21 protein-coding genes are annotated in these 23,817 nt (G+C 63.7%); 14 read left to right on the top strand and 7 right to left on the bottom strand.

The window, feature by feature from the left end:
* Positions 1-62 precede the first annotated feature (62 nt).
* The 4 genes from EN862_RS26840 (at position 63) to EN862_RS26825 (ending at position 5,209) form a co-directional block, all read left to right on the top strand.
* Complete coding sequence (locus EN862_RS26840) at positions 63-1,283, top strand: glycosyltransferase family A protein (RefSeq protein ID WP_193771576.1); 1,221 nt, start codon at positions 63-65, stop codon at positions 1,281-1,283.
* Between the two features lie 52 nt (positions 1,284-1,335).
* A complete protein-coding gene (locus EN862_RS26835; protein ID WP_127866828.1) occupies positions 1,336-2,415 on the top strand; it encodes a glycosyltransferase in 1,080 nt (359 codons plus the stop codon).
* A gap of 161 nt (positions 2,416-2,576) precedes the next feature.
* Positions 2,577-3,746 (top strand): glycosyltransferase, encoded by a 1,170-nt coding sequence (locus tag EN862_RS26830; protein WP_127866507.1) that lies wholly within the window; start codon positions 2,577-2,579, stop codon positions 3,744-3,746.
* Complete coding sequence (locus EN862_RS26825; protein WP_127866506.1) at positions 3,743-5,209, top strand: lipopolysaccharide biosynthesis protein; 1,467 nt, start codon at positions 3,743-3,745, stop codon at positions 5,207-5,209. The genes EN862_RS26830 and EN862_RS26825 overlap by 4 nt, the downstream gene beginning before the upstream one ends.
* Here EN862_RS26825 and EN862_RS26820 read toward each other — a convergent pair.
* Entirely contained in the window at positions 5,111-6,487 is a 1,377-nt protein-coding gene (locus tag EN862_RS26820) for a polysaccharide pyruvyl transferase family protein (protein ID WP_127866505.1), read from the bottom strand. The genes EN862_RS26825 and EN862_RS26820 overlap by 99 nt on opposite strands.
* 284 nt (positions 6,488-6,771) lie before the next feature.
* On the opposite strand from EN862_RS26820, the gene EN862_RS26815 reads away from it, so the two are divergent.
* From EN862_RS26815 to EN862_RS26790, 6 genes are all read left to right on the top strand, one after another.
* Positions 6,772-7,938 carry a glycosyltransferase gene (locus EN862_RS26815; protein ID WP_127866504.1) on the top strand — a complete coding sequence of 389 codons (1,167 nt, stop codon included), beginning with the start codon at positions 6,772-6,774 and terminating at the stop codon, positions 7,936-7,938.
* Positions 7,939-7,961: 23 nt separating this feature from the next.
* Positions 7,962-8,951 carry a glycosyltransferase family 2 protein gene (locus EN862_RS26810; RefSeq protein WP_127866827.1) on the top strand — a complete coding sequence of 330 codons (990 nt, stop codon included), beginning with the start codon at positions 7,962-7,964 and terminating at the stop codon, positions 8,949-8,951.
* Positions 8,951-9,889 (top strand): glycosyltransferase, encoded by a 939-nt coding sequence (locus EN862_RS26805; RefSeq protein WP_127866503.1) that lies wholly within the window; start codon positions 8,951-8,953, stop codon positions 9,887-9,889. The genes EN862_RS26810 and EN862_RS26805 overlap by 1 nt, the downstream gene beginning before the upstream one ends.
* The gene (locus EN862_RS26800) at positions 9,879-10,865 is read left to right on the top strand and encodes a glycosyltransferase family 2 protein (protein ID WP_127866502.1); all 987 of its coding nucleotides are present in this window, start codon (positions 9,879-9,881) and stop codon (positions 10,863-10,865) included. The genes EN862_RS26805 and EN862_RS26800 overlap by 11 nt, the downstream gene beginning before the upstream one ends.
* Positions 10,866-10,894: 29 nt before the next feature.
* Complete coding sequence (gene galU / locus EN862_RS26795) at positions 10,895-11,791, top strand: UTP--glucose-1-phosphate uridylyltransferase GalU (RefSeq protein WP_126063026.1); 897 nt, start codon at positions 10,895-10,897, stop codon at positions 11,789-11,791.
* 166 nt (positions 11,792-11,957) lie between these two features.
* On the top strand, positions 11,958-14,339 hold the full coding sequence (locus EN862_RS26790; protein WP_127866501.1) for a polysaccharide biosynthesis tyrosine autokinase: 2,382 nt from the start codon (positions 11,958-11,960) through the stop codon (positions 14,337-14,339).
* On the opposite strand, the gene EN862_RS26785 is transcribed toward EN862_RS26790, so the two are convergent.
* Positions 14,336-15,268, bottom strand: coding sequence for a LysR family transcriptional regulator (locus EN862_RS26785; protein ID WP_127866500.1), 933 nt, complete (start codon positions 15,266-15,268; stop codon positions 14,336-14,338). The genes EN862_RS26790 and EN862_RS26785 overlap by 4 nt on opposite strands.
* Positions 15,269-15,421: 153 nt before the next feature.
* On the opposite strand from EN862_RS26785, the gene EN862_RS26780 reads away from it, so the two are divergent.
* Positions 15,422-16,411, top strand: coding sequence for an NmrA/HSCARG family protein (locus EN862_RS26780; RefSeq protein WP_127866499.1), 990 nt, complete (start codon positions 15,422-15,424; stop codon positions 16,409-16,411).
* Between the two features lie 20 nt (positions 16,412-16,431).
* Here the strand turns inward: EN862_RS26780 and EN862_RS26775 are convergent, their stop codons facing one another.
* From EN862_RS26775 to EN862_RS26765, 3 genes are all read right to left on the bottom strand, one after another.
* Positions 16,432-17,145 carry a metallophosphoesterase family protein gene (locus EN862_RS26775; RefSeq protein WP_245519700.1) on the bottom strand — a complete coding sequence of 238 codons (714 nt, stop codon included), beginning with the start codon at positions 17,143-17,145 and terminating at the stop codon, positions 16,432-16,434.
* 98 nt (positions 17,146-17,243) lie between these two features.
* Complete coding sequence (locus EN862_RS26770; protein ID WP_245519699.1) at positions 17,244-17,561, bottom strand: hypothetical protein; 318 nt, start codon at positions 17,559-17,561, stop codon at positions 17,244-17,246.
* 123 nt (positions 17,562-17,684) lie between these two features.
* Positions 17,685-19,592, bottom strand: coding sequence for a propionyl-CoA synthetase (locus EN862_RS26765; RefSeq protein ID WP_127866497.1), 1,908 nt, complete (start codon positions 19,590-19,592; stop codon positions 17,685-17,687).
* 458 nt (positions 19,593-20,050) lie between these two features.
* Between EN862_RS26765 and EN862_RS26760 the strand changes: the two genes are divergently transcribed.
* Genes EN862_RS26760 through EN862_RS26750 form a run of 3 tightly spaced genes read left to right on the top strand, consistent with a single transcriptional unit; the run spans position 20,051 to position 21,752 of the window.
* Entirely contained in the window at positions 20,051-20,338 is a 288-nt protein-coding gene (locus tag EN862_RS26760) for a PqqD family protein (protein WP_127866496.1), read from the top strand.
* Positions 20,338-20,769 carry a lasso peptide biosynthesis B2 protein gene (locus EN862_RS26755; RefSeq protein ID WP_127866495.1) on the top strand — a complete coding sequence of 144 codons (432 nt, stop codon included), beginning with the start codon at positions 20,338-20,340 and terminating at the stop codon, positions 20,767-20,769. Before EN862_RS26760 ends, EN862_RS26755 begins: the two co-directional genes overlap by 1 nt.
* Complete coding sequence (locus tag EN862_RS26750; protein ID WP_127866494.1) at positions 20,766-21,752, top strand: serine kinase; 987 nt, start codon at positions 20,766-20,768, stop codon at positions 21,750-21,752. Before EN862_RS26755 ends, EN862_RS26750 begins: the two co-directional genes overlap by 4 nt.
* Here EN862_RS26750 and EN862_RS26745 read toward each other — a convergent pair.
* On the bottom strand, positions 21,740-22,765 hold the full coding sequence (locus tag EN862_RS26745) for a nucleotidyltransferase family protein (protein ID WP_127866493.1): 1,026 nt from the start codon (positions 22,763-22,765) through the stop codon (positions 21,740-21,742). The genes EN862_RS26750 and EN862_RS26745 overlap by 13 nt on opposite strands.
* Positions 22,766-22,829: 64 nt before the next feature.
* On the bottom strand, positions 22,830-23,816 hold the full coding sequence (gene dhaK, locus EN862_RS26740; protein WP_127866492.1) for a dihydroxyacetone kinase subunit DhaK: 987 nt from the start codon (positions 23,814-23,816) through the stop codon (positions 22,830-22,832).
* Between the last annotated feature and the right edge of the window lies 1 nt (position 23,817).

Here is a 23,817-nt window from a genome sequence, read left to right as displayed (position 1 = left end):
CGCCGCCATGGCTGCGGAACCGCGCCGGCGAACGGCGCATCGGCAACAGTATGAGGTCACCAATGGCTGCCCGGCAGAAACCGACGGTCACCGTCATCGTCCCCACCTTCAATCGCGAAAAATTCCTGCCCGAAGCCATCGACAGCCTGCTCCGGCAGACCGTGGCTCCGGACCAGATCCTGATCGTGGACGACGGCTCGACGGACGGCACCAGCAAGGTGGCGAGCTCCTTTCCAGCGCCGGTGGAATATTACCGCAAGGAGAATGGCGGCAAGTCTACCGCGCTGAACTTCGCCCTCAAGCACTGCACGGGGGATTTCGTCTGGATATTCGACGACGACGATGTCGCGCATCCGACGGCGCTTGAGCGGTTTCTCGCTGCCTTCGAGCGGGAGCCGGAGGCCGATTTCGCTTTCGGCGAATATGCGCGTTTCCAGCAGTCAGCCCAGATCGAAGAGCAGAACTACGAGATCGTCGCCTTCGGCCATGTCAGCCAGGACAATTTCTTCCCGTCCCATCTCGAATATTGCCACGTCCATCAGCCGGGTCTCCTGGTGCGCCGCCAATGCTACGAGCAGGTGGGAGGCTTCAATGAAACTCTGGTCCGGTCGCAGGATTACGAGATGATGCTCAGGCTGGCGCGCCGGTTCAAGGGCATCAGGGTCGACGGCCTCATGTTCTTCCAGCGCCAGCACGACATGGTCCGCGGCAGCACCAAGGTCGTCATTTCCTATGCCAACAGGATAAAGGCATGGGGCTCGTACGACCAGGCGATCATGGAGGAGATCTACAGGTCGGTCGATCTGCACGAGTATCTCGATCGCTCGGAACAGGCCTTGCCGAAGACGGCCGATCTCGAGATGCAGGCACTGCTGCAGCGTTCGAGCATCATGGCCAGGAAAGGGTTGTGGCATCACGCGGCCGCGGACATCCGCCGCTACGCCCTGCTTGCCGAACGGGCCGGAAAGACCTCGCTCAGCGACAAGGAACGCGCCATCGTACGACGTACGTTCGAAGCCTACGATACGGGGCTGTCATCCGCCCCGGCCGACGAATTCGTCTCGGCGGTGAAGGCATGGAAGTCGGGACCGCTGAAGGCCGACGTCGTCCGGGAGTACATGCATTCATTCCCCCACTATCTGGCGCGGGACCTGAAGGCGGGAAAGGTGATCCCGGCATCGAAGTTGTTGCGGGAGTATTCGACATTGTCGTTCTCGGCCTTGGTCAGCCGCTTGTGCCAGGCAATGACGTCGAAACTTCCATCGGCGCGTAGCGCAAGCTGACGAGCCCTGGGTTGCGCATGCTCGCTCGCCGGGCCGGATTAGGAGCCGAATGATGAAAGTGCTTTTTGCAAGCGGCAACGGATATATTCCCGAGTTCACCGGCGGCGTGCAGTCCAACACCCACCATCTGGTCGAACAGCTGATCGAGCACGGCCACCAGGCTTCGGTCCTCGCCTCGCTGTTCGGCGACGGCATGTTCGGCCTCAAGGCGCGTGCCAAGATGAAGCTGTTGCGGCAGCCCGCGGTGGTCGACAATTTTCCCGGCTACCCGGTGATGCGTGCCTGGTTCCCCTGGGAGGCTGCCGGCTTCGCGGTCGAAAAAACCAAGCCTGACGTCGCCGTCGTGCAGTGCCACAAATCCGTCCCGCTCGGAAAGGCGCTTCTCGCCGAAGGGGTGCCGCTGGTCGTCTACCTTCACAACGTCGAATTCCACGAGCTCGCCGGCGATCCGCGCGACCTCAATTCGGCGCTCTACATCGCCAATTCGGAATTCACCGCGCGCACCTACAAGGAAAAGTTCGGCATCGATTCCATCGTGCTGCCGCCGACCATCAACGACGCCCTCTACTGCACCCACACGACCGGCGAATTCGTCACCATGATCAACCCCTATGAGGAGAAGGGTTTCGATCTTGCGGTGAAGATTGCGGCCGCCTGCCCGGAGATCCCCTTCCTGTTCGTGGAAAGCTGGAAGCTCGATGACGACCATCGCGCCCGCGTCGAGAAGACCATCGCGCCGTTTTCGAACATCAAGCTGGAAAACCGCACCAACGACATGAAGACGGTCTATGGCCGCACCAGGATCCTGCTTGCGCCGAGCAAATGGGAGGAGGCGTGGGGCCGCGTCGCGTCCGAGGCGCATTGCAGCGGCATCCCGGTCGTCGGATCGAGGCGTGGCGGTCTGCCCGAAGCCATCGGTCCCGGCGGCGTGGTGCTCGACTATGATGCCCCGGTCGAAGAATGGGCCGCGGCGGTGAGGCGCCTGTGGAACGATCGCCCGGAATACGACCGGCTTTCGGCCGCCGCTCTCGCCTTCTCCAAACGCCCGGAGCTCGACCCCGCGCGGCAATTGGTGGTGTTTCTCCAACTGCTCGAAAGAGCGGCCCGGCAGGGCGTTCGCCGCGCTGCGTAGCTTTGCCGAGCTGGGAGGACGGGGTTGCAGTACACCTAAAATGCTGCGATGCAGCAATTCCTAGCTAGTGCTGGGTTACGCCGACAGGAGTCAAAATTCATGCCGCATGTGTCAGGCCTTGCCGACGTTTCCAGCCTGAACCGGGCGAGAACATCCTGCCGATGAGGATTTGTTTCGTCGTCGACAAATTTCCCACTCTGTCCGAGACGTTCGTGCTCGATCAGATTGCCGGATGCCTCGAAAGAGGGATGGCAGTCAGTGTCGTCTGCAACGAGATGGCCTTTGGCAAGGACAGCAATGTCGACGATGCACGTTGGCGGTCATTGCCTGGGCCGGTCGTTTCCTGGTGGGGCGGCCTCAGTCGCTACCGTTCGCTGCTGATGAAATGGTCGGGCCGATTTTGGGACAAGCTCTCGACCGCTATCGACCTGGCCAACGCGCACAAGCTGCGGAACGCCGACGTGATCGTGGCGCATTTTGGCCATAACGGGCTGCGCGTCGCCCGCATCATGAAGCGGCGCCGGATTTCCGCGCCTTTGGTGACCATATTCCACGGTACCGATGTCGGCAGGCCGATGCACGACAACACACTCGGCTACTACAGGCCCGTTTTCGAGAAAGGGGCTCTCCAGCTGCCTGTGAATGCGTTCTTCCGTCAGGCCCTGATCGATGCCGGCGCCGAGCCGGCGCGGGTCGCGGTCCACCACATGGGCATTCGCCCTGGCGAGATCGAATATCGCTGGCGCTCCTGGCAGGGACGTGCGCTGTCTTTCATCTCGGTGTGCCGGCTGACCGAGAAGAAGGGCACCGAATATGCGCTTCGCGCGCTCGCCGGCCTGCCGCATCGCGACTGGATCTATTCGGTGATCGGTGGCGGAGAATTGTTGGAGCAGTTGAAGCGCACCGCCATCGACCTCGGTATTGCCGACAGGGTGAGTTTCCTCGGACCGCGTCCGCACGGCGAGGTCAAGCAGCGCCTGCGTGGCGCCGATGTCTTTCTTCTGCCAAGCGTCGCCGGGCGGGACGGCGATCTGGAAGGAATCCCGGTTGCGCTCATGGAAGCGATGGCCGGCGGCCTGATCTCTGTGAGCACCTATCATTCGGGGATTCCCGAGCTGATCGAGGATCACAAGACCGGCTTCCTCGTACCCGAACGGGACGTCGCCGCGCTTGCCGGCAAGCTCGCCTGGATCGCCGAGAATCCAGGCCTGTGCGAGCCCATAGCGCTTGCCGCCCGAAGCAAGGTCGAGGCGGATTTCAACGCCGATATCTTGAATGAACGCTTTGCGCGGATCGTCGCGCGGCTGGGCGAGACAGGATCCGTCACATGAACGCCAATCCGCCGCCCCCTCAATTCGGTCGCGTTGCCTTGCGCGGCGGGCTGGTCACCGCTGGCGCCCAAGGCTTCAAGATAGCGATCCAGTTCCTCTCGGTCGTGATCCTTGCCCGGCTGCTTGTTCCGGAGGATTTCGGCCTGGTGGCTTCCGTGGGACCGATCGTGGCCTTTGTCGGCCTGCTCCAGGATCTCGGCCTCCAGCAGGCGGTCATCCAGCGCAAGGAGATCGATCAGCGGCAGCTCAACCAGGTCTTCTGGCTGAGCGCGGTTGTCGGCCTTTGCGCCGGAGCGGTCGTGGCTTGCCTGGCACCTGCCATTGCCGCCTTTTACGGCGACCAGCGAATGTGGGGAATAACACTTGCTTCCGCCGTGCCGCTGCTTTTTGGCAGTCTGGCCGCCGTGCCGCTTGCCTTGATGAACCGCCATCTGCAATTCGGCCAGCTTGCGCTCAACGACACAATCACCGCGGCCGTCGGCCTGCTCGCCACCGCAACCGCGGCGTATTGGGGGCTTGGCTATTGGTCGCTGGTTCTGGGCCCGGCTGTTTCAGCCGTCGTGGCGCTGGTTGCCGGCTGGTTGGTGACGCGCTGGACGCCGTCCTGGCCGAATCTCAAGATCGACGGCGACATATTCAGGTTCGGCGCCAACCTCACGGGCTTCAACCTTGTCAACTTTCTCTCTCGCAACCTCGACAACATCCTCATCGGAAAATATTCCGGCGCGGTCGAGCTGGGCTACTATGATCGCGCCTACAAGCTGCTGCTCTTTCCGCTGCAGAACATCAACCAGCCGCTGACGCGCATCATGGTGCCGCTGCTCAGCCGCATCCATGAGGACAAGCAGCGCTTTCGGGACATCTATGTCCGGACGAACTGGCTGCTGGCCGTCATCACCATGCCCGGCATTGCGACGCTGACACTGACTTCGGAGCAGGTGGTCAGGCTTCTCTTCGGCGAGCGTTGGATGGCTGTGGCGCCGATTTTCGCCTGGCTGGGCATCGCCGGCCTGATGCAGTCCGTGTCGAGCACCACGGGATGGATATTCATCTGCCAGGGCAAGACGAAGACGATGTTCCATTGGGGCATCTATTCGTCGCTGACGACCGTCGCCTCCTTCATCGTCGGCCTGCATTGGGGCGCCATCGGCGTCGCGGCTGCCTATGCCATTAGCGGCTATGCGCTGCGCGTCCCGGTGCTTGCGGCCCTGATCCATCGCGTCGGCCCGGTGACCGCCGGCGATTTCCTGGGCATACAGGGGCTCTTCATCGTCTCGTCCCTGCTCGCCTGGCTCTCATACCTGTCGCTGCCGGCGTTGCTGACCAGCCAGTCGGATCTGCTCACGATCCTTGTGGCGATTGCCCTAAATTACGGGTTCGCCCTGGCTCTCATGCTTGCTGTTCCGCAGTCGCGCAGAGCGTTGCTCGCCACTCTTGCCAACGTCGCCGGCAACATTGGGTGAGTGGCGGCTGCCTATCAAGGACGACAACGGCCCGGTTGCCGACATTGCCGACGCATGCTCTTCCAGCACGGCCTCGAGGCTTGCCCGGCGATAGTGGTCAAGGCTGCCGATGAATCTGCCGAGTTTTTCGGCCGCTTCCGACGGCGTCACGGTGTCGATGTCGAGCAGAAGATCGGCGACGCCGATATGCTTGGCGACTTCCTTGGTCTTGAATTCATAGGCGATCGGCAGCACCGGCGTGCCGACGCAAAGCGACATGATCATCATATGCATTCGCGTCGCGACGACGAAGTCGCAATCCTTCACCAGCGCCATCAGCTGGTCGGGCGTATGAAATGTGGCGTCGACATCGACGTGTTGGGCGATTTCCGGGTCGAGTTCGACCACGATCGCCCGAGCGGTCTTGGCGTCGTCATGGGCATATTCCGGCACGCCCTGGCAGGTTGAAACGAAGGTCACCTTCTTGGCATGGTCCCTGACAAGAATTGTGGCGATCTCCCGGATCGAATCGAGATAGCGACGCATGCCATCCTCACCGTCGCTGACGAAACTCCAGTGACGGACGGAAATAGCGACGCGGCCCGTCGGCGCCGGTGCGGTGCCGAGATGTTTCTTGATCCTGTCGGTATCGGCCAGGGCGAAGACGGAATCGGCGACCACATGGCATTTGCCTGGGTCCTTCACCAGATCCAGTATGTGGTTTCTGGATCGCTCGTCGCGCAGCAGGATGAGCGGAGCCCGATCGAAGATCGGACCGAGCTCCTGGCGATTGTAGCTTTTCTTGAACGGGCCGAGCGATTGCGTGAAGAAGATCGGGTCCTTGCCCAGGGTCGCATCGATACGGAATTGATTGAGCCGCTTTTCGAGATCGTAATTCTCGACGAGATAGGTTCCGCCTGTCGTCACCACCAGGTCGGCGCTCGCATAGGCTTCAAGGCCGCGGCGGTCGTCCAGGTTGAAGAAAAAGCTGCTGGCGGCGCCGTTTTGCGCGAAGTGACGCAAGGCGCGCCAGACCGCCCGGTTGTAGAGCGACTTGAGCCGGCCCTTTATCCCGCCGCCGCGCCGATCCTTGAACAGGGATTCCGACAAGAGCTTGTGGAATTCGAGATCCGGGTAATCTTTCTTCGGGTAAAGCCTGGCGGCGACGTCTGGCTGACTGTCGAAAACCAGGAACCGCACATCGCTGCCGACGACCGATCTGAGAATATGGCGGATGGCCAAAAGGATCGCGGCATCGCCCGTGTTCAGACACACTGTGTTTTCGATCACGACTTTCATGGGGAAACCTCGTTTCGCGTCCGTGGCCAGGCCAGCGGCGGTTAAAACGGCATGTTTTGCCGAAATGCTGCCACGCGATCCGCGTCGCGATCCTGGCGTGCTGCAACACGCTGGTAACCAACGTCGAACCCAGATCGACCCCAAGCAGCATTGAAAGTAGCGTATCATTTTTGCAGTGCAACAAAAAATGTGCGGGCGTCTGCTACGCCGCACCAAAATTGTTGCGATGCAGCAAAAGCTGTACTAGCATCCCCGATGGGTGGGCCGAACATCGGTCGAGTTTCATGCTGCATGTCTTGTACCTTGTGCATGACGTATCCGACCCGGCTGTGCGCCGGAGGGTCCAGATGCTCAAGGCAGGCGGCGCCAGGGTCACCCTGGCGGGTTTCCGCCGCACCACCAGTCCGGTCGCCGAGATCGAGGGTATCAAGCCTGTCGACCTTGGCGCGACGCGCGACGGCCGATTCGCGCAGCGTCTCGGGGCGGTCGCCAAGGCGGCCATGTCGATCGGCGCGAAGCTGGGCGACATGCCCAGGCCCGATCTCATCATCGCGCGCAACCTCGAAATGCTGGCGCTTGCCCGCCGCGCCAATGCAGCCCTGGGGGCGAACGTGCCCATCGTCTATGAATGCCTCGATATCCATCGCCTGGTGCTGCGCGACGATTTTGTCGGCCGGACACTGCGCGGCGCCGAGCGTCATCTCGCCCGCGACGTGAAGCTTCTGGTGACCAGCTCGCCGGCCTTCATCGCCAATTATTTCGAGCCCTTCGGACAGATCGGCGCGCCTGTCGAGCTGATCGAGAACAAATATTTCGAGGCGGCATCCGTTGTCGCGGCGCATTCTTTCGAGGACGACAGCCCGGCGACGCCGCCCTGGCGGATCGGCTGGTTCGGCGCGCTGCGCTGCCGCCGCTCGCTGGAACTGCTGGCCGATTTCACCCGCCGGCAGGCGGGGCGTTTCGAGGTCGTGCTCAGAGGCCGTCCTGCACTGTCCGAATTTCCGGATTTTCATGGTTTCGTCGAGGCCGAGCCATGGCTTTCGTTCGAGGGGCCTTACCGCAATCCGGAGGATATGGCGGCCATCTACGGGCAAGTGCATTTTTCCTGGGCGATCGATTTCTTCGAAGCCGGCCAGAATTCTGAATGGCTGCTTCCCAACCGCCTCTACGAGGGCTGCCGCTTCGGCGCCGTGCCGATCTCGATGGCCGGCACCGAAACCGGCCGGTTCCTCAAAGGGCAGGACATTGGCGTGCTTCTGTCCGAGGCGACGCCCGAAGGTCTTGAGGCGATGCTCGGCCGAATGGATCAGGACAGATACCGCGCCCTGAAGTCGCGGGTGTTGGCCCGCAATCCTCGGACCTGGAGCTACGATCGCAGCGACTGTGCGGCCTTCGTCGAAAAGCTGCGCGGCCTCACCGCCATGCCTTCGGCTTTTGCGGCGGCGGCATGATGGCAAAGGACGCGCAAAGACCGATGAAGCAGGCAAATCCATCGATCCTGATCGTCATTCCCTGCCTCAACGAGGCGGCCCATATCGGCGGCCTGCTCGACCAGTTACGGCCCGCGGCGGCACGGCTCGGCGGCCGCATCGTCGTCGCGGACGGCGGCAGCACCGACGGCACGCAGGCCATCGTCGAAAAGATCGTGGCGAAGGATTCCCGGGTCGTCCTGCTCGCCAATCCGAAGCGCCTGCAGAGCGCTGCCATCAATCTGGCGGTGGCGACCCTCGGTGAAGGCGCCGACTATCTCATCCGCATCGACGCGCATGGCGGTTATCCGGACGATTACTGCGACCGGCTGGTCGAGGAAGCTTTGGCCACCGGCGCCGATTCGGTCGTCGTTTCGATGCTGACCGCCGGCACCGGGGCCGTGCAGAAGGCAGTCGCGGCGGCGCAGAATTCCAAGCTTGGCACCGGCGGCTCGAAGCACCGGCACATGTCCGAGGGCGAATGGGTCGACCACGGACACCACGCGCTGATGCGCGTCGCTGCCTTCAGCCATGTCGGCGGCTATGATGAGAGCTTCAGCCACAATGAGGATGCCGAGCTTGACTACCGCCTGCGCCAGGCCGGCTACCGCATCTGGATGAGCGGCAGGACGCAGATGGTCTACTATCCGCGCTCGACGCTGAAGAGCCTCTATTTCCAGTATCTCGGCTATGGCCGCGGCCGCGCCAGGAATGTGCTCAAGCACCGCATGGTGCCGAAGGTCCGGCAGATGATCCCGCTGCTGGTGGCGCCCGTGGTGGTGCTGGCCCTGTTCTCCTTCGTCCACTGGCTGGCGGCGGTGCCGTTCCTTTTGTGGGCGGCGGTGTGCCTCGGCTACGGCCTGGCGACGGCGATGCGCCAGCGCAACGCCAGCATCGCGCTGGCCGGAGTCTCGGCCATGGTCATGCATTTCGGCTGGTCCGTCGGCTTCTGGCAGCAGCTTTTGACGCCGCGCTCGCAGCGCAAGGTGGCGTGATGGCCGGCCGCTCGATCGACATCTGCGTCTGCACCTTCCGCCGGCCGGAACTGGCCGACACGCTGCGCTCCGTCGCCGCCCTGGAGAAGCCTGAAGGTTTGGAGGTCGGCATCGTCATTGCCGACAATGACGACGAACCAAGCGCCCAGAAGCTGGTGGAGGCGCTGGCCGAGGAATTGAAGCTGCCGATCCGCTATCGCCACGCGCCGGCGCGCAACATCTCGATTGCCCGCAATGCATGCCTGGACGCCAGCGTGTCAAACTTCGCCGCCTTCATCGACGATGACGAGACGGCGTCGCCCGGCTGGCTGGTCGAGTTGATGGCGACGGCCGATGCCACCGGCGCCGCGGCGGTGCTTGGGCCGGTGCGGGCGCATTATCGCCAGGATGCGCCGGACTGGATGCAAAAGGGCGATTTCCACTCGACCTTGCCGGTCTGGGTGCGCGGCGAGATCCGCACGGGTTACACCTGCAACGTCCTGCTCAGAACGACCGACGCAAGCCTGCGCGGCCGGCGCTTCAGCCTGGCGCGTGGCCAGACCGGCGGTGAGGACACAGAGTTCTTCGATGCCATGGTCAAGGCTGGCGGCCGCATCGCCTTCGCGCCGCAAGCCTTCGTCGACGAGGTCGTCCCCCGCGCCAGGGCCGCGTTCGACTGGCTGCGCCGCCGCCGCTTCCGCTTCGGCCAGACGCATGGCCACCTTATCGGCCGCGGCGCTGGCGGCATCCGCCGCGCGGGCCAGGTCGGGCTGGCTTCGGCCAAGGCCGCTTACTGCTTCGGCATGGCGATTTTGACCGCGATCAGCCCGGTGAGACGGAACCGCAGCGTGCTGCGCGGCATTATGCACGTTGGTGTCGTCTCCGGTTTGGTCGGCGTCCGTGAAATCCGCCAGTACGGCCTCACTTCGCCAGAACAAGGGAACAAGCGTGCAGCCTGACGTCAGCTTCGTCATCGCCGCCTATAATACGGAGGCCACTCTCGACCGCGCCATCGCCGGCGCGATCGCGCAACTCGGCGTCACCGTCGAGGTTATCGTCGTCGACGACCAGTCGCGCGACGGCACGCTTGATGTGGCGCGCGCTTACCCGGAAGACATCGTGAAGGTGGTTGCGCTGCCGGAGAATCGCGGCCCAGGCGGCGCCAGGAATGCCGGCCTCGACCTCGCGCGCGGCCGCTGGGTGGCCGTGCTGGATTCCGACGACGCCGTTCTCCCTGGCCGTATGGCGGCGATGATCGCGCGGGCGGAAGCGGTCGGCGCCGAAATTGCCGTCGACAATGTCCAGGTGGTGCGCGAGGACGGCACGCCCGACGACACCATGTTCCCGGCTGACTATCTGGAAACGCTTCGCGAAATCTCGCTGGCCGACTACATCGCCGGCAATCTGGTCTTCGAATCGCGCTTCAATCTCGGCTATCTCAAGCCGGTCTTCCAGCGCCGCTTCCTCAACGACAACAGGTTGCGTTACGACGAGAAGCTCCGCATCGGCGAGGACTACATTCTGCTGGCAAGCGCGCTGGCCAGCGGCGGCCGCTGCGCGGTCGAGCCGACCGTCGGTTATGTCTACCATATCCGCACCGGATCGATCTCGCGCGTGCTCGAATTGCACCACGTCGAGGCGATGACGCGCGCCGATGCCGCGTTTGCGGCGGCATTCCCCATGGACAGCGGCGCCCAGGCGGCCTTCGCGAGACGCGGCCGCAGCCTGCGAAAGGCCGCGTCGTTCCTGTCCCTGGTCCAGCACATCAAGGCGCGCGCGCCGCTCAAGGCGATAGGCGCGGCGCTCAGGGATCCGGCCGCGATCGGGCATATGTCAATGCCGATCGCGGTGCGGCTGAGAAGGGTTGCGGCACAGGTTCGCCGTGGGGGCGGGGAGATGAAGCATGCGGGCGATTTGATAGCCGGCGACAGATAGAAATCTTTTTCTCTCAGAAGGAAGACCAGATGCAGAAAGTCAGGAAGGCAGTTATCCCGGTGGCGGGGCTCGGAACGCGGTTTCTGCCGGCAACCAAGTCGATGCCGAAGGAAATGCTTCCCGTCGTCGACAAGCCCGTCGTGCAATATGCCGTCGACGAGGCGTTCGAGGCCGGCATCGAGCACATCGTCTTCGTCACCGGCCGCAACAAGGCGGTTATCGAGGACTATTTCGACCTGCATCCTGAACTGATCGGCACGCTGGAGCAGACCGGCAAGAAGGCGCAGCTCGAATCGCTGGAGAGCCTGCTGCCGGTGGCCGGCGCCACCTCCTTCATCCGCCAGCAGTCGCCGCAGGGCCTCGGCCATGCCGTATGGTGCGCGCGCGACGTGATCGGCAACGAGCCCTTCGCGCTGCTGCTTCCCGACATGGTGTCCTTCGGCGCGCGCGGCTGCCTTGCCGAGACCGTCGATCTTTATCAGCGGACTGGCGGCAATGTGATCGCCGTCGAGCGCTGCGACCCCGCCGAAACCAGCAAATACGGCATTGTCGGCCGCGGCGACGAGGTCGGCTCCGGCTTCCAGGTCACTGAGATGGTCGAAAAGCCGGCGCCCGCCAAGGCGCCGTCGAATTTCTACATCAATGGCCGCTACGTGCTGCAGCCGGAGATCTTTGCCCTGCTCGGCAATCAGCAGCGCGGCGCCGGCAACGAGATCCAGCTCACCGATGCCATGGTGCGCCTCGCCCAGAGCCAGCCCTTCTATGCCCAGCCTTTCGATGGCCGCATGTTCGACTGCGGTTCCAAGGAAGGCTTCATCGAGGCCACCATCGCCTTCGCCCTGGCACGCGACGACATGAAAGGCCCTGTCTTCGAAATGCTGCAGCAATTTGTCCGGTCGCATGAGCGCCGGGAAGTAGCCGCATAATGCCCATCTTTTGGGTGCATATGCGAACTCGCGATGGCGCGACAGCCACTCAAGCGCCCGGGCCTTCAGGCCCGGCGCATCCTGCAACAACGTTGCGCGGTCTTTTCTGGTCACGACGCCGATCTACCAAGGCCGATAGCGCCTGCAACCTGGAATTGGACCGAACATGAACTATGCCAACTTCCCTCTCGACAAGAGGATGCCGTTGCCCAGTGCCGATCAGGAGAAGGGTGAAGACTTCATCGATGTCGAGCGTCTGCTTGGCATGGCCGCCCGTCAGGCCAAGGTGGTGGCGATCTGCGCCGCCATCGGCCTGTTCCTGGGCGTGATCTATCTGCAGACCACGCCCAAGCAGTACATGTCCGTGGCGAGCGTTCTGATCGACGAGGGCATGAACAAGGTCATGGACGACATTTCGGCTGCCAGCGCCACGCAGCAGACCGACGCGACGATCCTCAGCCAGATCGAGATCCTCAACTCGGCGCGGCTGGCGTCGGAGGTGGTCGACAAGTTGAAGCTCGATCAGAACCAGGACTTCATGAGCCCGCCCCAATCGGCTTTGGCCAAGGGCATCGGGTTCCTGCGCGGCATCGTCGCCTATTTCCGCGGCAACGCCGCCGATCAAATCCCCGGCATCCAGAATGTCGATGCCGCCACGCGTGAAGCCATGATCAAGACCGCGACCCACGACTACGCGGTTTATATGCTGCAGACAGGATTGTTGGCCGATCGCGTCAGCCGCTCCAACGTCATCAGCATCGGCTACCAGGCGACAAACCCTGCACTCGCCACAGCCATCACCAAGGCCTATGCGGACGCCTATCTCGCCGACCAGCTCAACGCCAGCTTTGACGCCACCGAGCGCGCGGCCGTATGGCTGCAGGGCCGGTTGACCGAGTTGCGCGAAAGCTCGCAGGCCGCTTCGCTGGCGGTCGAGAAGTTCAGGGCCGAGCACGGCCTTTCCGCCAACAGCGACGGCCAGTTGCTGAGTGACAAGCAACTTGCCGACCTTAACGCCCAGCTCATCGTCGCGCAGGCCGATACGGCTCGCGCCAGCGCCCGCTACCAGCAGTACAAGGCGATCGTCGACAGCGGCTCGGAAAGCGCTTTCAACGATTCGGCCATAGCGGCCGACCAGCCGAGCAGCTCGGTCATCATCGGGCTCAAGACCCGCTATCTGGCCATTGCCAAGCGCCTGCAGGACGTCGAGACCAATTTCGGCAAGGATCACCCGCAGGCGGTCGCGCTGGCCAAGGAAAAGGCCGATGTCGCGGCGCAGATTTTCGGGCAGCTGAAGCAGATCACCGAAAGCTATCGCAACGACTTCGAAGTGGCGCAGACGCGCGAGACCGCGCTTCGCGACAAGATTTCCACAGCCGCCGGCAAGAGCTCGATCGACAACCAGTCGCAGGTGAAGCTGAAGGAACTCGACCAGCAGGCGCAGGCGCTGACCACGCTCTACCAGACCTTCCTCAGCCGCTACGAGGAAGCCTCGCAGCAGCAGTCCTTCCCGGTCGGCAAGGTCCGCATCATTTCCGACGCCACGATGCCGCTCGCGGCCTCGGGCCCTCGCACCATGCGTGTGCTGGCGCTGTCGCTGGTGCTCGGCCTGATGCTCGGCGCCGGCTTCGGCGGTCTCAACGAGTTCAACGAGCGCTTCTTCAGGACGGGCGAGGATATTCGCGATCGCGCCGGCCTGAAATTCCTCGGCTATCTGCCGACGATCGGCGGCGGCAGGGCCAAGGATTCCAAGGCCGAAGACCTGCCGGCCGACGGCAAGGTGGCCAGCCTCTCCTCGGCCGAGAGGCGGGCGCGCATGCGCGTCAGCATCGATGCTCCGGCTTCGATGTTCGCCGAGACGCTGCGCAACGCCAAGATCGCCTTCGACGTCGTGATGGAGGATCGCGGCAGCCGGGTGATCGGCGTCATTTCGGTGCTGCCGGGCGAAGGCAAATCGACAGTGGCCGCGAATCTCGCCGGCCTGCTTGCCGCAAACGGCGCCAAGACCTTGCTCGTCGACGGCGACCTGCGCAATCCAGGCTTGAGCCGCAGCCTCGGCATGGAGGCCGAACAGGGCCTGATGGAAGCGGTGGTCAATGGCCAGACCTGGCAGTCGGTCGGCAAGGTCGATCGTCAGACCAAGCTCGCGATCATTCCAGCCGTGCTGCGTGGCCAGTTCTCGCACACCAGCGAGCTGTTGGGCTCGGCCGGCATGCGGCGCTTCATCGAGAACGCCAAGGAGACGTTCGAGTACATCATCGTCGACTTGCCGCCGCTCGGACCCGTGGTCGACGCCAAGGCCTTCGCACCGCTGGTCGACGGCTTCGTGCTGGTCACCGAATGGGGCCGCACGCCGCGCAACATGGTGCGCTCGATGCTGGAGTCGGAGCCCTATATCGCCAACAAGGTGATTGGGGCGGTTCTCAATAAGGTCGACCTGAAGAAGCTCGCGAGATACGGCTCGCTCGGCGGCTCGGAACGGTTCTTCGACCGCTACTCGAGCTATTATCTGGAGAAATCGGAAGCGCGCGCCAAGCGGGCTGCCTAGCTGGGATTGTTGCGCGCCCGAGACGAGGATCGATGCGCGGCAAGCGAGACGATGGCCTCACGGATCCAGCGCTGGCCGCTGTGTCCGTGACCGCGCTCATGCCACACCATTCCCACCGCAAAGCCTTCGACGGGAAATGGGCAGTCCATCACTTCGAGCTTGTTTGCGGAGCCGCGCACCAGCCGTTCCGGGACGAGCGCGACGAAGTCCGAATTGGACACGATCTCGGGGACGAACAGGAACGATGCCGCGGAGAGCACCACGTTACGCTTGTATCCGAGAGCGGCCAAGGCACTGTCCACGGGCGTTGCGAACCCGCCGCCGTCCGGGGATACCACCACCTGCTCTAACGCGGCAAACTCGGTGACCGTGATCCCTTCCCGCAGCCGCGGATGCGCCTTGCGGCCGATAAGCACGTAGCGCTCATCGAACAAGTGTCGAGCGCGAAGACCTGGCGGGGCCTCCTGCGGCGTCATCAGTGCCAGATCCACATCGCCGCGCGCCATCTGCGCTTCCAATTGCGGCAGGTCCAGATTGCGTATCGCAACGCGAACGCCCGGTGCCCGCGTCCTGAGCTCCACGACTAGCGGCTTGATTACCGCGGCTTGCAGATAGTCTGTGCAAGCAATCGCGAAGGTCAGCTTGGCCTTAGCCGGATTGAAGTTCCGATGCGACGTGAGCGTGGCTCGAACCTGGTCGAGGGCTTGGCGCAACGGATCGAGCAACTCCATTGCCTTGACCGTCGGCGTCATCCCTCGCTGGGCAGGGATTAGAAGTTGGTCGTCGAACTCCTGCCTGAGACGATTCAGTTGGGCGCTTACGGCCGGCTGGCTGAGATGCAGTCGGGCAGCCGCCTTCGTGACGTTGCGCTCGATCAGCAGCGTTTCGAGGGTAACCAACAGGTTGAGATCCAGGCGCTTGGTATCCATGAAATGGATAGTACCTGAACATTTTTAGAATTTCAAAAATACCGCGAAAGACCCGAAATACTTCTCGATGAAGCGGGAACCGCTCTCGGCACGCCCGCTGTGCTCGTCAGCCGGACACCGACCGGTTTCAATCTGAGAGACAGGAGAACCAACATGAGCCAGAAAGATACTGCCAAACCTCTGATCACCGTTGTTGGCGCCTCGAGCAAGCAGGGCCGTAGCGTCGCCAACGCGTTGCTCGACAGTGGGCGTTACCGAGTACGCGCGCTGACACGGCGCCTTGACAGCCAACCCGCGCAGGCCTTGGCGCGGAAGGGCGCCGACGTCGTGGTCGCGCCCCTTGAACTCGGCAGGCGGGCCGAACTGACCGAAGCACTGAAAGGTTCGGCCGGGGCGTTCTTGATGACGCCGCCGATCGTCAAGGTGCCGCCTGCGGAACCCGAACTCAACCTCGGCAAGGAGTTGGCCGATGCAGCAGTGGCCGCGGGCGTCGAACACGTCGTGTTCAGTGGGCTCGAAAATGTCGAGGCGATCACCGGAGATACCAAGTGGGCGCCACATTTCACGGACAAGGCAAAGATAGAGGATTACATTCGCGGCCTGCCCGTACGCAGCTCGTTCGTGTACCTGGCGTTTTACTACACCAACTTCCTGGAATACTACGTTCCGCAAGGCGGCGAGGACGGTATAGATTTTGCCATATACCTGCCGCCCGATACCCCCATGCCCTTCTGCGACCCGCTCACTGGGGCGGGTCCAGCAGTGCGCGAGATCTTCGATCACCCCACGCGATACGGCGGCGAGGTTCTGCCGGTAATAGGCGAGTTTATCTCGGCGCAGCAAATGGTGGAAACGTTCGCACGCGTCACCGGCAGGCGCGCACGCTACGTCTCGGCGTACTCGCGCGAAGACTTGTTGCGCCATTTTCCGGGTTTCGCCGGCAACGAGTATCTCGTGCGCGAATTGGTGGGCATGGTCGAATACGCTGTCGAATACGGCTACTATGCCCCCGGGCGCGATCTGACGTGGAGTCGGAAAATCGATCCGAATGCCCTGACCTGGGAACAGTTCCTCAAGCGCAGCAAATGGCAGGGCGACCTGCTGTCCTACGGTGTCGCCGAGACTGAGCTCGCGCCGACCTGAGGAGCAAAGCTGCGCTCTCTTCAATCCCGTGAGGACAGCAGCCGGCCGTATTTGCCGACGATCCTGAGCGCGGTAAGCCGCCCCGTCTCGAAGGCGCCGGTGTCGATGTCGAGCCGGCGCCCCTCGAGCGTCGGGACGTCGACGATCGTGTGCCCGTGCACCACCCAGCGGTCGAGCCGGTGTGCCGCCTCGAAGAACTCCTCGCGGATGTTGAGGAGGTCGTCCTCGTCCTGCGCCTCCAGCGCTATGCCGGGCCGGATGCCGGCATGCACGAAGACGAATTGGTCGGAGCAGACCATCGCCGGCAGCACGCGCAGGAAGTCGACATGGCTGGCGGGAATGGCCTCGCGTATGCGCGCGTCCGCCTCGGCGCTCGACCCGTAGAGGCTTATCAGCCGGTCGGGGTCGACGCCGTAGGAGAACAGGGTCTCGCGGCCGCCATAGCCGAGCCAGGTTTCACGTGACAGATGACCGTCCAGATAGAGGAGCAGCGCGACTTCATGGTTTCCCACCAGGCAGACGCGCTGGAAGCCCCTCGGCGGCGGCGCCATCAGATGATCGACCACGCGCCGCGAATGCGGCCCACGATCGATATAGTCGCCCAGCATGATGATGATCTTGCGGCCGCGGAACCGCTGTGCGTCGAGCTCGATTTTCTGTTCCAGCGCGCGCAGTTCTTCATGACAGCCATGCACGTCGCCGATCGCATAGACGATCGTGTCGCGCATATCCATGACAAGGCGCTCACGCGGCGCGGGTCGAGGACGTCTCGATCGTTGGAACAGGCTCACGGATTGAGGCTCGGATACTTGCACTGATTTGCGCCTCGATATCATGCCGAATGCAAACAATTCCACACCGGCGCGATCGGCAGTCGTGTCAGGCGGCCTTCGATCGATAACGGAACAGGGTGTGGTCGAGCTGCAGCCGGATAGGGGGCTCGGCCGCGATCAGGAACACCTGCACGCCGACCCAGCCGGAGCGAACAAAGGCCATTTTCGGAATGGGGCGGGATGCCGCCGGTCGCGCGTGCCGAAATGCTGTCGGGGAAAGCCCAGACCCAGAAGCCATAGTGATGGAACATCACCATGACGGCAGCCAGGAATCGCAGAATGTCGACGCCGCCAAATGTCGTTTTGAGCTGAGCCATGCCGTGCTTTCGGTATGGCCCCCCGAACGAACTTTAAAGTCCGCTGCTGCGCTGCACAACAAGCGATTGCATCGCAAGACATATTGGTTAATTCGTCGTTAACGCGGCCCGTCTGCTGGGCAGCTACACTCCGATGCCGCGTCCCTTCAAGGCCGCCTTGATCTCGTCGAGGATCACGGGATCGTCGATGGTTGCCGGCATCGTCCATTCCTCCTTGTCGGCGATCTTCTGCATCGTGCCGCGTAGGATCTTGCCGGAGCGTGTCTTGGGCAGCCGCTTGATCGTCACCACGGTCTTGAAGGCGGCAACCGGTCCGATCCGCTCGCGCACCAGCCCCACGACCTCGCTTTCGATCGCGCCGGTGTCGCGCGCCACGCCCGCATTGAGCACGACGAAGCCCAGCGGCACCTGGCCCTTCATGGCATCGGCAATGCCGATGACGGCGCATTCGGCGACATCGGGATGCGCCGCCAGCACCTCTTCCATGGCGCCGGTCGAGAGCCGGTGGCCGGCGACATTGATGATGTCGTCGGTGCGGGCCATCACATAGAGATAGCCGTCCTCGTCCATCATGCCGGCATCGGCCGTCTTGTAATAGCCGGGGAATTCCTCGAGGTAGGCCTGGCGGAAGCGGCCATCGGCATTCCACAGCGTCGGCAGGCAGCCGGCGGGCAGCGGCAGCTTGACCACGACATTGCCGAGCGTGCCGCGCGGCACCTCGTGCCCGGCATCGTCGAGGATGCGGATATCGTAGCCTGGCATCGGCACGCCGGGCGATCCGTATTTCACCGGCAGCAGCCCGAGACCGGCCGGATTGATCGTCATCGGCGAGCCGGTCTCGGTCTGCCACCAATGGTCGATCACCGGCCGGTCGAGCTTCTGCTCGGCCCACTTGATCGTCTCGGGGTCGGCGCGCTCGCCGGCGAGGAACAGCGTGCGAAAGCGCGACAGGTCGTATTTCGGCACGAACTCGCCCTTGGGGTCCTGCCCCTTGATGGCGCGGAACGCCGTCGGCGCCGTGAACAGGGCCACCACGCCATGCTCGGAGATCACCCGCCAGTAGGTGCCGGCGTCCGGCGTGCCGATCGGCTTGCCCTCGAACAGGACGCTGGTGCAGCCATGCAGAAGCGGCCCGTAGACGATGTAGGAATGGCCGACCACCCAGCCGACATCGGAAGCCGCCCAGAACACTTCGCCCGGCTTGACGCCGAACTCGTTGTCCATCGTCCATTTCAGCGCGACCATATGGCCGCCATTGTCGCGCACGATGCCCTTCGGCTGACCGGTCGTGCCGGAGGTGTAGATGATGTAGAGCGGGTCGGTGGCTAAAACCGGCACGCAGTCCACATTGGCGCCGGCAGCGCGCTCGCGGGCGACCGCGTCGGCATAGTCGATGTCGTAATTATCCTTCATGTCGCAGCGCAGCTGCTCGCGCTGCAGGATGAGGCAGGCGTCGGGCTTGTGCTTCGACATCTCGATCGCCTTGTCGAGCAGCGGCTTGTAGGCGACGATGCGACCGGGCTCCAGGCCGCAGGAAGCGCTGATGATCAGCTTCGGCTTGGCGTCGTCGATGCGGGTGGCGAGCTCATGCGAGGCGAAGCCGCCGAACACCACCGAATGCACGGCGCCCAGTCTTGCGCAGGCGAGCATGGCGATGGCCGCTTCCGCCACCATCGGCATGTAGATGATGACGCGGTCGCCCTTGCCGACGCCGCGATGCCTGATCACCGAGGCCAGCGCGACCACCTCGCGCTTCAGTTCGGCATAGGTGAATTTCCGGGTCGTGCCGGTGATCGCGCTGTCATGGATCAGCGCCAGTTGGTCGGCGCGGCCGCCGGCGACATGGCGATCGATCGCATTGTGGCAGGTGTTGCAGGAAGCGCCGACGAACCAGCGGCCATAGACGCCTTCCGTCGGGTCGAAGACCCTTTCGGCGGGCGTATACCAGTCGATCGCCTTTGCCGCTTCGGCCCAGAACCCTACGGGGTCGCGTTTCCAGCCCTCATAGACTTCACGGTAGCGTGAGGCCATCGACATTCCCTCCCAGGACATTTTGTCGTCTGCGAATAGCCTAAGTCGCTTTTATAGGCCATGTCTTCCTGACTTTCGTCGATATCGCCGGCAAGCGTCCGTGTCCGGCGCCGCCATTGGTGTCGCCGCTCTTGCTGTCCGCGATATAAGCCGGCTTAAAGCGGCAGCGCCGCCAGCATCAGCCCGACACCGCCCGCGATCAGGATAGCCGCCGCCAGCGCTTTCCGATGGCGCTCGAACGCCGTCGGAGCCCGTTCCCAATTGTAACGCATACAATATCACTCCCCAAAGCCCGGCGGACTCATAGCTTACGCAAGGGCAGGAAGGCAATAACCTCGCTAATATTCGCCTCACGCCGGGGGCGCCCAGCACGGTCGGTCGTCCACTCCGCCGGTCCATGGCGATGGACAGCCTCGCGGTGCCGCGCTATTTGCTCCCGGGCGAAGGGGAGCGGGTGCATGGCTGAGATTGGTTCTGAAACGGTGCTTCGGATGGCGGACGACGCGTCGGTGCAGCATGTCGGCGATGGCGCCGTCGTGCTGTTGGCGCGCAGCGGCCAGCTCTACACCTGCAATGACACGACCGAGGCCTTTCTCGGCAAGGTCGATGGCGCGCACAGCCTCGACCAGATCATCGACCTGTTGTCGGACGAATTCGAAGTCGACAAGGCGACGCTCGATCGGGATATGGCCGAATTGGCCGCCGAGCTGGTGGCTGAAGGCATCCTCGCCGACCCGGGCTTGTGATGACCGACGGACCGGTCCTGCGCGTCCTGTTCCGAGCCCATTTGTGGCTCAGCGCCCGGCTGCTGCCGGTGCTGGTCGGCCGGCGCGATTTCGAAAGCGTGTTGAAGCTGGCGCCGCTGCAGTCACCCGCGCTCTATCGCGACCTGCCCTGGACCTACATCGTGCAGCGCGTCAACCGAACGGTGCGGCGGCCCTGGTTCATGCGCGACCGCAGATGCCTCCGCGAGGGTCTGCTCGGCTTCCGCTTTCTGCGCATGGCCGGTCTCGATCCGGAGCTGCGTTTCGGTGTCGACGCCAAATCGATGCACGAACCCCGACTGTCGGCGCATTGCTGGGTCTGCCTCGACGGCAAGCCGGTGGTCAGCGACAGCCAGCCCGGCATGGTGGAGATCTACCGCCACCCGCCCAGCGTGAAGGCGTCCGCTGCTTGAGCGACCAGACTTTCTGCTACGACCTCAAAGGGCAGGTCATAAGCGTCACCGCCGCCCGCGCCGACCTCTGGCCGAGCTTCGACCTGATGCTCGGCGCCCTGCGCGTGAGCGATCCTATCCAGCCCGGCTTTCGCGTCGACATCGTCGAAACGCCGCAATTGTCCGAGAATCCCGAGGGAAAATTGGCGTTCGATGGCGAAGTGCCCTTCGATGGCCATTGCCGGATGATCGACGCCGGAGACGTCTTCCACCTCGTCTTTCCAGGCCAGCAGACGCTGTCGATCCGCGACGCGGAGGGCTGCGCCGAAATCCGCGTTCATCCTGACAGCAAGATCAAATGGACGCTGCTGATGATGGCGCTGGATGCCGCGCTCGATGCCGGAGGGCAGCACATGCTGCACACGGCCGGCCTGACGCTGCCGGGCAGCGAAGCGCTCGTGCTGATCCATGCGCCGAGCGGCACCGGCAAGTCGACGACGTCGCTGGCGCTCGCCTCGCAGGGCTTCGGCCTCTGTTCCGACGACGTCATGATTCTCAGGGCGACACAGGACGGCGTCACGGCCTGGGGCATGCCGCGCAAAGTGAAGATCCATCGCCACACCGCAGCGATGCTGCCTTTCGTGTTGCCCTGCCTTGGCGAGACATGGGATGCGGAGGGCGAGCAGGCCGTGTCGCTCGATCGCCTTGGCGAGATCATCCGCGTCGAGGATGTTCGCGCCAGGCCAGTCGCGGCGCTTCTGCATCTCGCCCGCTCGGCGGACGGCGAGACAAGGCTCGTGCCCATGCCGAGGACCGATGCCATGGTGGCTTTAGCCTCCGACAATGTGAGGACCGGCATGACCGGCCTTTTGCCGCTGCAGAAAAGGCGAATGGCGACGATCGCGGCATTGGTCAAGACGGTGCCGACCTTCACGCTGGAAGTGGGCGCGAGGCCAGTCGAAGCGGCGCAGCTGGTCCGCGCAGCGCTGCGTCAGGCCGGATAGGGCCGCGCCCGCGCCAGCCTCTGCACCCAGCGGAAGGCGTCTCGGCTGAGGCGCGAGCGCAGCTTCTCGCGCGAGTTGACACGCAGCAGCATGTTGCCGGTGATCAGCCACTTCGCCAGCCTTATCGAAAGGTCCGGCTTGATGCGATCGGCGAGCTCGATCGCGCGCGGCGCGTCGAACAGGCGTCCGGTGACGTTGAGGACCGTCGCCAGCTCGAGCTCGATGCCGGTCATACGGGCGGCCTCGAGCAGCCGCGCTTCCTCTTCCGGCGATCTCAGCGCCCGCACGCCTTGCAGCACGTCGACGCAGAGCTGCAGCCGGTGGAATTTGTGGCCGCCGGCAGCATGGACGATGCCGATGGTCAGCAGCGCGGCCGGCGTGTCGGTTTCGCCGCCGTCGATCGCCTGCAGCTCGCGGAAGCCGAGCGACAGGCGCCGGCGCATGCCGGTGTCATGCACCAGGTTGCCGTGCAATTCGATAAGCAGGCTGGAATTCTCTTTCTCCAGCCATTTGAATTCCTGCAGCGTGTGTGACTCGGTCTCGCCGCTGCCGAGCACGAAGCCACATTCGGCGATCGTCCTATTGGCCGCATCGATGCTGGTGGGGTCGACGAGGATGTCGATGTCGGTGAACGGCCGGTCGGCAAGCTGGCGGTAGAGCCTGCGCGCGAACACCGGTCCCTTGACGATCCGGGCCGGAATGCCTTTCGCCGCCAGCGCCTTCATGATGCGGTCGCCGTGATATTGCAGCAGCATCGACTGCCCGGTTGCCGTCGTCATCTGGTCGCGCAGCTCGGTCAGCTTCTGCAGCAGCCTCGCGTCTTTCGGCAGATTGGCGTCGCCTCGTTCCCTGAACTTGCGCAGCATGATCGGCAGCACCCCGTGGAACTCGGCATTGGCCAGCAGCGCCAACAGGTCGCCTGCGGAAACATCCTTATCCCAATCGGCTGGCGCCTCGGGGTCCGCAAGGTTGATCAGCAGTTTTTCCTGGGCAGGCGAAAGCTCGGGCAGCATCGTTCAGGCGGCAGCAAGGTTTCGCGCATGCTTGCCAGAAAAGCACCGGGGAAGCCAGCGACGCCTACATCCCCCAGCGAAGCGCAGCCGTGTGCACCGGAGCATCCCATAGGGCCGTCATGTCGTCGTCGAGTATGGTCAGCGTGATCGAGCATCCGGCCATGTCGAGCGAGGTCACGTACGAACCGACGAGCGAGCGGATCACCGTCACGCCCTGTCTCTCGAATATCCTGCGGGCGCTGTTGTACATCAGATAGAGCTCCATCGACGGCGTGCCGCCGAAGCCGTTGACGAACAGCAGCGCCGGCCCCTTGCCGCGGTCGCCGAGATCGCCGGCGATCGCCGCGCAGACCTCCTCGGCGATGGCATCGGCGCTCTTCAGCGCATCGCGCCGCCGGCCGGGCTCGCCATGGATCCCGACGCCGAACTCCATCTCGCCGTCGCCGATCTCGAAGGTCGGCTTGCCGGCGGCGGGCACCGTGCCGCTGGTCAGCGCCACGCCCATCGAGCGCGTCGCGGCGTTGACGCGATCGCCCAGCGCCTTGAGCGCGGGCAGGGCCATGCCCTTCTCGGCCGCGGCGCCGACGATCTTTTCCACCACCAGGGTGCCGGCCACGCCGCGCCGCCCGGTCGTGTAGGACGAGTTCTCGACCGCGACGTCGTCATTGGTCACCACCTTGAGCACGCCGTCCGCCATCTCGGCCGCCATGTCGAAATTCATCACATCGCCTTCGTAATTCTTGACGATGAACAGGCAGCCGGCGCCGGTGTCGACGGCTGCAACGGCCGCGAGCATCTGGTCGGGCGTCGGCGAGGTGAAGATCTGGCCGGGGCAGGCGGCGTCCAGCATGCCGTGGCCGACCAGCCCGCCATGCAGCGGCTCATGGCCGGAGCCGCCGCCCGAGATCAGCGCCACCTTGCCGGGCTTCAGCTCCTTGCGGCGGATGAATTTGTGGTCGTCGCCAAGCACGAGGATATCGGCATGAGCCGCCGCAAAGCCGTCGAGGCTTTCGGTCAGCACCGTCTCCACCGAATTGATGAATTTCTTCATG

Source organism: Mesorhizobium sp. M2E.F.Ca.ET.219.01.1.1 (genome assembly GCF_004016445.2).
Classification (GTDB): Bacteria; Pseudomonadota; Alphaproteobacteria; order Rhizobiales; family Rhizobiaceae; genus Mesorhizobium.
This window is presented reverse-complemented; position numbering and strand designations above follow the sequence as displayed.